The sequence below is a fragment of the Kitasatospora sp. NPDC051705 genome (assembly GCF_044453265.1).
Classification (GTDB): Bacteria; Actinomycetota; Actinomycetes; order Streptomycetales; family Streptomycetaceae; genus Kitasatospora.
Map to the genome: position 1 here is coordinate 56,268 of NZ_JBITCO010000037.1, position 9,112 is coordinate 65,379.

Annotated in this window: 10 protein-coding genes; 4 read left to right on the forward strand and 6 right to left on the reverse strand. The window is 72.9% G+C overall.

Translation table 11 applies throughout. The annotated features are described in order from the left end of the window. Positions 1–124: 124 nt before the first annotated feature. From ACIA8Q_RS31085 to ACIA8Q_RS31095, 3 genes are all read right to left on the reverse strand, one after another. Positions 125–508, reverse strand: coding sequence for a peptidase inhibitor family I36 protein (locus tag ACIA8Q_RS31085; protein ID WP_360215386.1), 384 nt, complete (start codon positions 506–508; stop codon positions 125–127). Between the two features lie 280 nt (positions 509–788). Next, a complete protein-coding gene (locus tag ACIA8Q_RS31090) occupies positions 789–1,574 on the reverse strand; it encodes a helix-turn-helix transcriptional regulator (protein ID WP_396318084.1) in 786 nt (261 codons plus the stop codon). Between the two features lie 791 nt (positions 1,575–2,365). Next, entirely contained in the window at positions 2,366–2,659 is a 294-nt protein-coding gene (locus ACIA8Q_RS31095) for a DUF1330 domain-containing protein (protein ID WP_360215380.1), read from the reverse strand. A 190-nt stretch (positions 2,660–2,849) separates the two neighbouring features. Here ACIA8Q_RS31095 and ACIA8Q_RS31100 point away from each other — a divergent pair, with 190 nt between their 5' ends. Together ACIA8Q_RS31100 and ACIA8Q_RS31105 are read left to right on the forward strand one after the other, a co-directional pair. Next, a complete protein-coding gene (locus ACIA8Q_RS31100) occupies positions 2,850–3,752 on the forward strand; it encodes a LysR family transcriptional regulator (RefSeq protein ID WP_396318085.1) in 903 nt (300 codons plus the stop codon). Between the two features lie 160 nt (positions 3,753–3,912). Then, a complete protein-coding gene (locus ACIA8Q_RS31105; RefSeq protein WP_396318086.1) occupies positions 3,913–4,662 on the forward strand; it encodes a M48 family metallopeptidase in 750 nt (249 codons plus the stop codon). A gap of 109 nt (positions 4,663–4,771) precedes the next feature. Here ACIA8Q_RS31105 and ACIA8Q_RS31110 read toward each other — a convergent pair whose 3' ends face one another. Next, positions 4,772–5,752 carry an alpha/beta hydrolase gene (locus tag ACIA8Q_RS31110; protein ID WP_360215371.1) on the reverse strand — a complete coding sequence of 327 codons (981 nt, stop codon included), beginning with the start codon at positions 5,750–5,752 and terminating at the stop codon, positions 4,772–4,774. A gap of 66 nt (positions 5,753–5,818) precedes the next feature. Continuing rightward, entirely contained in the window at positions 5,819–6,886 is a 1,068-nt protein-coding gene (locus tag ACIA8Q_RS31115) for an alcohol dehydrogenase catalytic domain-containing protein (RefSeq protein WP_396318087.1), read from the reverse strand. 132 nt (positions 6,887–7,018) lie between these two features. Between ACIA8Q_RS31115 and ACIA8Q_RS31120 the strand changes: the two genes are divergently transcribed. After that, the gene (locus ACIA8Q_RS31120; RefSeq protein WP_360215365.1) at positions 7,019–7,618 is read left to right on the forward strand and encodes an ABATE domain-containing protein; all 600 of its coding nucleotides are present in this window, start codon (positions 7,019–7,021) and stop codon (positions 7,616–7,618) included. 419 nt (positions 7,619–8,037) lie between these two features. Further along, positions 8,038–8,505: a hypothetical protein gene (locus ACIA8Q_RS31125; RefSeq protein ID WP_360215362.1), complete on the forward strand. Its 468-nt coding sequence runs from the start codon at positions 8,038–8,040 to the stop codon at positions 8,503–8,505. A 151-nt stretch (positions 8,506–8,656) separates the two neighbouring features. Here the strand turns inward: ACIA8Q_RS31125 and ACIA8Q_RS31130 are convergent. Beyond that, on the reverse strand, positions 8,657–9,112 hold a 456-nt coding region (locus ACIA8Q_RS31130), incomplete at its 5' end, for a transposase (protein ID WP_396318088.1).

A 9,112-nucleotide genomic window follows, 5' to 3' on the forward strand; every position in this document is an offset into this window, starting at 1 on the left:
GCCGCCGATGGGCCGGGGCGGGGCCCGGGGGGGGGTGGTGCCGCCGGATGTGGAGCATCCGGCGGCACCGAGGCCCAGGAGGACCGCCGCGAGGGCGAGGGTGGTCCTGGTCTTCATCGCTGGATCAGACCGTGCACCAGCGGTTGGAGTAGATCGTGGGCAGGTTGTCCCCGATCAGGGTCCAGCCCTGGCCGCGGTAGAGGATCCAGCCCTGGCCCTGGGCGTTCTTGTCCGCGTAGACGACGACGTTGCAGCTGTTGCCGTTGTTGAACGCCGAACCGCCCTGGCTGTGGGCGAAGTTGGTGTACTGGCTGAGGTCGTTGTTGTCCTGGTAGACGGTCTGGACGCCGCCGCCGTAGTTGGCGTTCCAGTACACGCAGAGGCCGCCTGCGTTGCAGCCGGACGGTGCGGCCTGGGCGGCGGGGGCGGTGCCGACCAGGGTGAAGAGGGCGGCGCCGGCGACGGCGGTCGCGGCGGCGGCCTTGGCGATGCGCGACTTGATGGTCACGGAGGTGTCCCTTCGAGGGTGCTGTGGACGTTGGCTCGGATTTCGTGCGGTGGTGCCGACGGCCGGTGGACTGCTTCCGGCCGCGTTCCGGGGAAGAGCCTCTCCGGATCGTGATCACGCCGCTATCCGCTTTCGTGGCGGCGGGAGTTCCCGCATTTCGGATAGCGGAGCAGGGCGGACCTGCGGATGGCGGAGCGGCGCGGAAGCTCTTCACGCATCCGGGCGGGCGGCTGCGCGGCCGTTCGGCCGTTCGGTCGCTAGGCGCCCGGACGCTGGGTCGCTAGGCGCCCGGCCGCTGGGTCTCTCGACGGCTTCGGCGCAGCGTCTCGGACGGCGGCTGTCCGAAGGACTTGCGGTACTCCGCGCTGAAGCGGCCGAGGTGGGTGAAGCCCCAGCGGCAGGCCACGTCGGTCACCGTGCCCTGCGCCCGGCCGTCGGCGATGGCGAGGAGGTCGCGGTGGGTGTGGTCGAGGCGCAGCCGGCGCAGGTACGCCCGGGGCGTGGTGTTCAGGTGGGCCCGGAACCCCTGCCTCAGGTTCGGCAGACTGGTGCGCGCGGCGAGGGCGATGTCCGCCACCGAGACGGACTCGTGCACGTGCTCCTCGCAGAACGCCTTGGCCCGGCGTACGGCGGGTGGCAGGACGGCCGGGCCGCTGCCCGTCGGGGTGCCGCTCCGGGAGTGGCGTCGGGCGTCCGGCAGGCCGTCGGTCGGGAGCTGTTCGAGGTGCCGCTGTTCGAGGTTCCGCTGCTCGCGGTGCCGCGCTCCCCGCGGAGAGTGGCGGCTCGACGGCGAGGCGAGGAACTCGTCGAATCCCCGGACGAGTTCGATCCAGGCGCTGACCAGCGGGTCCTGCTCGTCGAGTACCGGGTCGAAGCGCCCCGAGGCGGTGGACGGCCTTCCCGTGCGTGGCTCCAGGGCCTGCGCGACGGCCCAGTCCGGAACGGTGAGGACGTAGTTGCGTGCTTCGCCGTTCCACGTCATCGAGACCCGGCTGTCCGGGCCGGCGACACCGTGCGTCGACGGCGGGGCCACGCCGTCCGCGGTGCCGACGCCCGTACCCGACACGGGCAGCTGGACTGATCGGATCCCGGCGCGGGGCCGAATGCCTCTGGCAGGTGGCCTCGTTGCCCGTCGCCCCAGGACCAACACGGGGAACGTCCGCCGCTGCGGACGCGGTGCCGGAGGTCGCGGTCGGACTCGCCTCGGCGAGCGTGCCGGGAGCGGGTGATCCGCCGTCCGCAACGATGCCCGGAGCCCACGAGGACGAGCACCCCCGCCCCGCCCCACCCGGTGACCCCGGTCCGCCCCCCGCCGCCCGGCCGCGGTGTGGGACGCGATCCGGCAGGGGCCCGAGGCCGCCGCGGCCCCGGTGGGGCAACCGCAACCGCGGCTCCGCCGAAGGGCCTTGGCCCGGCCGCTGCGGACAGCGGGCCGGCTCCGGGCCGCGGCCCTCTGGGTTACCGGCTCCCCGGGGACGGCGTGCCCGACTCCGACGGACAGGTCGACCGTGGTCACTGACACCTCCGGCCGGGCGGCATCGATCGCGAATCGGCATGAGGTGACGGCGATCTGACGGCCAGTCTGGTAATGGTCCTGCGCATGCTGTTTCCTCCCGTTGGCGCGCGCCGCACCGGCGACGCAGCGTGTGCTCCGAGACTAGGCAGCAGGCATGCCCCCGGCGGGTATCCAATCGGGCGCCGATCCCGTGGGCCAATCGGACGGCCAAGGGGCCGCTCGCCAAGGGCTCCCCTCCCCCGCCACCCGGGGCGGGCCGGAAGCACCACCCCCGGGGCCGCCCCGTGCCGCCGAGGACCGGGCGGCGCCGCACGGCCAGGGCGTTCGAACCGCTCCGCCGGTCAGTCGACGCCTTCGGTGATGCGGAAGTCGCGCTCGACGCCTTCGGGGAAGGCCGCCAGCGCCTTCTGGTACGCCTCGCTCTCGTACGCCGCGACGGCCTGCTCAAGGCTGTCGAACTCGACCAGGACGACGCGTTGCGTGAGTCCGGCCTCGCGGGCGACGACGCGAGCACCACGGGACAGGACGCGCCCGCCCGCGGCCCGGACGGCCGGACCGGCCAGTCCGTCGTAGACGGCCAGCCCCTCGAGGTCGGAAACGGCGGGGTAGACACTGACCCAGTAGCCCTTGGCCATGGACACACTCCTGCGTTCGGTCGGACACGTCCGACGTCGGATGGACACTCGGCTCGATCGATTCCCGCGACGGCTACCGCGGTCGGTGGAATCGCCGTATCCGCAGGTTAGGACTCGATGTGCGGCCGGGGGAAAGACCGATGCGGGATAGACTCAGAACGGATCGTTATCAATCGGCCGGGGAGGGCACGTGGCGCCGGACACCGTGAGCCTGCGGTACTTCCTGGTGCTGGCACAGGAGTTGAACTTCACCCGGGCGGCCGCACGGATCGGCATCGCCCAGCCCGCGCTCAGCGCCCGGATCCGCCGGCTAGAGGCGGACCTCGGCACGGCCCTGCTGGTGCGCAGCACCCGTAGCGTCGAACTGACCACGGCCGGCGCGGCCTTGGCGGAGTCCGCACCGACCGCACTGGCGGCGCTGGACCGGGCCTGGGACACCGCCCGCAGCGCCGCGGCCGGTGAACTGGGCACGCTGCGCATCGGATACAGCCTCAGCACCGGGGCCGAGACGACACCGGCCCTGGTGGACCAGCTGATGCGCGGCACCAGCGGACTCGAGGTCCACGCGGTCCCGATGGCGACGCCGGAGATCTCCCCCGCGGTCGCCGACGGCCGCATCGACGCCGGGATCACCCGCGGTGAACAACCGGGCCGTGGCGTGCGCCGGTCCCTGCTGCGGCGTGCGCGCATCGGGGTCCAGCTGGCGCAGCACCATCCGCTCGCCGAACACGCCGAGATCGAGATCGCCGAGGCGGCCGCGTATCCGCTGCGCATCCCGGACCGAGCGACCAACCCCGTGATCCACGATCAGCTGTCCGCCCTGTTCCGAGGCGCCCGGCCGCACCCCCGGTTCCACACGCCCGCAGTCGCCTTCGACATGTCCCAGCGCGACCTGCGCGACGGGGTCACCCTCGCCCCGGCCGGAGAGACCGCGGCCACGACATCGCCGGCCGGGCTCACCTGGCGGCCGCTGCGGGGCGCGCCCGGCATGACGATCCACCTGGTCCTCCCCCGCGAGCAGTCGCCGCTGCACCGCCGCGTCCGTGCCGTCGCCAGGACCCTGGCGCACGAGCTGCACTGGCTGCCGCACTGACGCGCACGAGGTCGAGCGGGACCAACGCCTGCGATGGCGGAGCCGAAGACCCCTCGCCCGGCGGACGTCGCGGTGATGACGACGACGGCGGTCCTGCCGGATGTCCGGGGTGCCGAATACCGGTTTGTCGTGTCGGCGCCACATGGCATGATCACCCGTCGTGCCGAATCCCACCGTCGCCCCCGCGCGCCCGCAGACCTGCCCGGACTGCACCCGGCCCATCGACGCCGACCCCCGCTTCACCACCTGGTGCCCGGCCTGCGAATGGAACGTCGTCACCGAGCAGGAGGCCGCCGAGGAGGCGGCCAAGGACGCCAGGACGGCCGCCCGCGAACGGTCCGCCGCCGAGCGGACCGAGCAGGTGTTCCAGGACGTCATGGCCGGCCGCGCCGACACCAGCCGCCGCGACTGGCTCGCCGCGACCGCCGTCGCGACCCTGGTCCACCTCCTCACCGCCACGCTCGCCGGCACGGGGATCTGGCTGCTCGTCACCGGGAACACGCCGCTGCGCTGGGTCGGCGCCGCCGTCCTCGCCGTCGTGTTCCTGCTGCGCCCCCGGCTCGGCCGGGCACCGCGCGGCACCGGGGTGCTCACCCGGGCCGAGGCACCGGCCCTGTACGCGCTGGCGGACCGGATCGCCGAGCAGCTCGGGGCCCGGAAGGTCGACGTCATCGTGGTGGGCGACGACTTCAACGCGAGCATGGCCGTGGTCGGCCTGCGCCGCACCTCCGTCCTCACCGTCGGCCTGCCGCTCTGGGAGGTGCTCGACGACCAGCAGCGGATCGCCCTGCTCGACCGCGGCCCCGCCGTCCCGGCCGCGGTCACCGCCGACGCTGCCGAGTCCGCCGCCGTCCACGCCGAACTCGCGCCCCACCGCGCCCGGATCGCCCGCACCTACCTCGCCGGCTGACCCACCGGCACACCGCCCGCACCGCCCACGCCGCCCGCACCGCCCGCACCGCCCGCGCCGCAGCGACGTCGTCGGGGCCTGCGCCGGCATGCGAGCCGGTGGGCGTACGTCACGGGGTGGACGTGTCCCGGAACCGGCGGGCGAGGTAGTTGAGCCAGGTCTGCTGGAAGGCGGCCGCGAGCTGCGACTGCGGGGCGAACAGGTCGAAGGCGTGGTAGGCGCCCGGGTAGAGGTGCAGTTCGACCGGGACGCCGTGGGCGCGCAGGCGGGCGGCGTAGTCGAGGTCCTCGTCCCGGAAGCAGTCGAGTTCGCCGACCGCGATGAAGGTCGGCGGCAGCGCGCCGAGGTCCTGCGCGCGGGAGGGGGCCGCGTAGGGGGAGACGTCGTCGGTTCCGGTGCGGTCCCCCAGGATCGCCTGCCAGGCCAGGATGTTCGTGGAGCGGTCCCAGATGCCGATGTCGGTGATCTCGTGGCTCGACGCGGTCAGGTTGCGGTCGTCCAGCATCGGGTACGTCAGCGACTGGAACAGCGGTGCCGCGCCGCCGCGGTCCCGGACCAGCAGGGCGGTGGCCGCCGCGATGCCTCCGCCACCGCTCTGGCCCGCGATGCCGATCCGGGCACCGTCCAGTCCCAGAGCCTGCGCCTCGCGGACGAGCCACCGGTAGGCGGTGAAGCCGTCCTCGGCGGCGCCGGGGGCGGGTGTCTCCGGGGCGAGCCGGTAGTCGACCACGGCGACGGCGCAGCCGAGCCGTGAGCACACCCGCTTGAGCCAGGGGTCGTCCTGGGCGGCGAAGCCGAGCACCTGACCGCCGCCGTGGAACCAGAGCATCACCGGCAGCGGCCCCTGCGCGGTCGCGGGCCGCAGCAGGCGGACCGGCACGTCGGGGCCGTCCGCCCGTCCGATGCGGTGCTCCTCCGTCGTGACCGACGGGTCGTCGGGCTCGCGTTCGGCGATCGACTCGGCCTGTGCGCGGAACGCCGCGCGCGTCGCGGGGATGTCGGTGAGGTCGAACGCGCCGTTGGGCGTCATGGGGACGCCGTCGAGTGCCTGGCTCAGTTCCCGGTCCATCAGCAGACGGGAGGCGGGCATGGTCGTGCCTACTTTCTTGTGTCTTTCCATCGCGGGTGCCGCGGGGGCTGTGCCGGGTGGGTCGGCTCAGGCCCGGAACTCGTCGATGACGACCACGCCGGTCGTCCCGTAGGTCTCCAGGGACTCCAGCACCCCGCTCGCCTCGTGGAGGCCGACGGTGCGGGTCACGATCCGGCCGGGGTCGAGGCGGCCGGCGGCGATCATGTTCAGCATGGTGCCGAACCGCTGGCCCTGCATGCCGAAGGCGCTCAGGAACTCCAGCTCCTTGACCATCATCACGTCGATCGGCAGCGCGACGTCCCCCTTCTCCGCGGCGGTGGTGTGCCCGAGTTGGAGGTGGCGGCCGCGCGTGCGCAGGGACAGGACGGAGTTGCGGCAGGCCTCGGCGATTCCCACCGAGTCGACGGAGACGTGCGCTCCTCCCCCGGTGAGGGTCTTCACCGCCTCGGCCGGGTCGTCCGTGGCGGCGTTGACGGTGTGGACCGCGCCCAGGGCCCGCGCGGCCTCCAGCTTCTCGTCCGTGATGTCGATCGCGATGACGTTGGCACCCGTCGCCGCGGCGATCTCCACCGTGGACAGGCCAATGCCGCCGCCGGCCCCGTACACCGCGACCCATTCCCCGCCGCGGACCTTCGCCTGGTCGACGACGCCGTGGAAGGCGGTCATGTAGCGGCAGGCGAGGGCGGCGACGTCCGTGAAGCCGACGGACTCCGGTACCCGGACCAGGTTGACGTCGGCGAAGCGGACCATGACGTACTCGGCGAAGGCGCCCCAGTAGGACACCCCGGGGACGAGCGAGTCCACGTGCTCGCACACCTGCTGGTGGCCGCTGCGGCACATCTCGCAGGAGCCCTCGCCGGGGTTCATCGGGAAGATGACGCGGTCGCCCTCCCGCCAGTCCCGGACGTCCCGGCCGACGTCCACGACGGTGCCGGCGAACTCGTGGCCGAGGACGAACGGGGGCTTGACGCTCGGCCCGCCGGTCCAGAAGTTCCCGGCCCACAGGGCCCAGTCGGTGCGGCAGATCCCGTTGGCGCCGACGCGCAGGATCGCGCCGTCCGGTGGGCAGACGGGGTCGGGCACGTCGCGGACGACCAGCGGCTTGCTGAGTTCTTCGATGACTGCGGCGCGCATGGACGCGGCCTCCTTGTGGCTCGTGATGCGACGGGGGAAGACGCTGAGGCCCTCAATGTCCACCGGTTGAAGCGGTGGACTCGAAAGCTAGGCGTTTGCTCGACGCAATGTCAACCACATAAAGTGGTGGACATGGATGACGAGGGCGGTCGACACGAAGGGCGCCAGCGCGCCAAGGCCGACTTCCGCTTCGACGACGCGCGGCTCTGCTTCGCCCTCGCCGGCACCCTGGCCGATCGCGGCACGGACACGCCCTTCGAACGGCTGGCCCGGCCGGAGGACCTGGGCCGCTGGAGCGTGGAGAGCGGCTGCACCACGGTGGCGCCGGCCTGCGACGAAGCCGACCTGGGCCACGCCAGACGGCTGCGGGAGGCGATCCAGCGGACCGGCCAGGCCCTGGCGGACGAAGCCGCACCCGCCCCCGAGGACATCGCGCTGATCAACAGCGCGGCCGCCGAGCCCACGTCCGTGCCCGAACTCTCCGCCGACGCGGCCTCGGTGCGCTGGCACGGGGACACGGTCGCGGCGGTGCTCTCCATGGTCGCGCGGGACCTGATCGAACTCTGCGGCTCGGACTACCGCACCCGCGTCCGCATCTGCGGGAACCCCGCGTGCGGCACGCCCTTCGTCGACACCTCCCGCGCGGGCGCCCGCCGTTGGTGCTCGATGAAGACCTGCGGCGCCCTCGCCAAGAAGCGCACCTACCGGGCGAGGTCGCAGAGCAGCTCCTGACCCCGCCCCGGGGAACGGTCGACGCCCCGTGCACTCGGCGCCGGCTCGACGGGTGGGGCCGGTGCTGACGAGCCGTCCCCAGGCCCTTTCGCCCCGGACGCCGGTTGGGCCGTAACCACCCCCGCGCAGACCGGGAGGTCTGCCGTTCCGTCTCCAGTGCTGGACACTCCGGTACCCGCCCCACCCACACCGCACCCTAGAAGCCCCCACCGACACACACCCGGCCACCGGGCCACCGACGGCAGGACGGCCGAGCCGCCGCGGCGGGAGGCGCGGCGGCCGTCGGACCGAACAGCGGGTGTGACACGGCAGGTGCAACACACGTCGTCGCTGTCGCCCCGGTGACAGTGCCGCGTTCTACGATCAACTTCGTGTGCCGAACACCGGTACGACACCTGAACACAGCAGGGGGGACCACGATGAAGCGGACGAAGAAGACGGGCACGCTCACCACGGCGGCCGGGGCACTGGGGGTGGCGCTGGCGTTCGCCGGGACGGCATCGGCGCAGCCCGCCGACCCGGCACCGGCCTCGGACGAGCCCTTCGGTCACGCGGGGACGGGCCGGATCCTGCCGCCGACCCCGGACGAGGACACCATGTTCTCGATCCCCGACTGGGTCGGGAACGGCAGCGCGGTGACGGCCTCGGCGATCGAGACGCTGCCGATCTCCGTCACCGTCGGCTGCCAGGGCGGCGGTTCGGTCCAGGTGCACGTCGGCGGTGCGGCCCCGGCCGACTTCACGGTGCAGTGCCCGGTGGACTCCGTCGGCGTCGGCTCGGTGGAGATCCCCGCCCGTCCCGGCCGGGACTTCCAGTTCACCGTGCACACCTCGGACCCGTCGATCCACTGGGGCATCAACGCCCTCCAGATCCGCCCCTCCCACTGACCCGGCCCCAGGGCGCCGGGCTCAGCGCCGCAGATGGTGGTCAGCCAAGCTGTCCCTGGCCTCCAGACGGCGTGAGGGTGCCCGCCGGCGGGCACCCTCACGCGTCATCGGGAGGTGACTTGTCACTTAGAGGTCGTTTTCGTCAGATGTTTCATCCCGGAATCAGCCGTTTGGTCTGTGGTGTCGGGTCACGCCAGGAGATGGTGTTCTCGCTGGTGAGGCGGCGGGCCATGAGGTCGGTCATGGCAAGGTGAATCATGGCTTCGGAGCGGGTAGGGAGGGCTTCGTAGTCGCGGGCGAGGCGGCGATGGAGCATGAGCCAGCCATAGGTCCGCTCGACCGTCCACCGTTTCGGAATCGGGGTGAATCCCCTGGTGCCGGGCTTGCGGGCGGTGATCTCCATGTCGATGCCCAGGGTGGCGGCGTGCTCGACGAGGTGCGGGCGGTAGCCGCCGTCGACCCAGGCCTTGCGGATGCCGGGGTGTTCGACGGCGACCTTGTCGAGGAGTCGGGCGCCGGCGACGGAGTCCTGCACGCTCGCTGCCGTGACCAGCACCGCGAGCAGGAGACCGAGTGTGTCGGTGACGATGCTCCGTTTCCTGCCCAC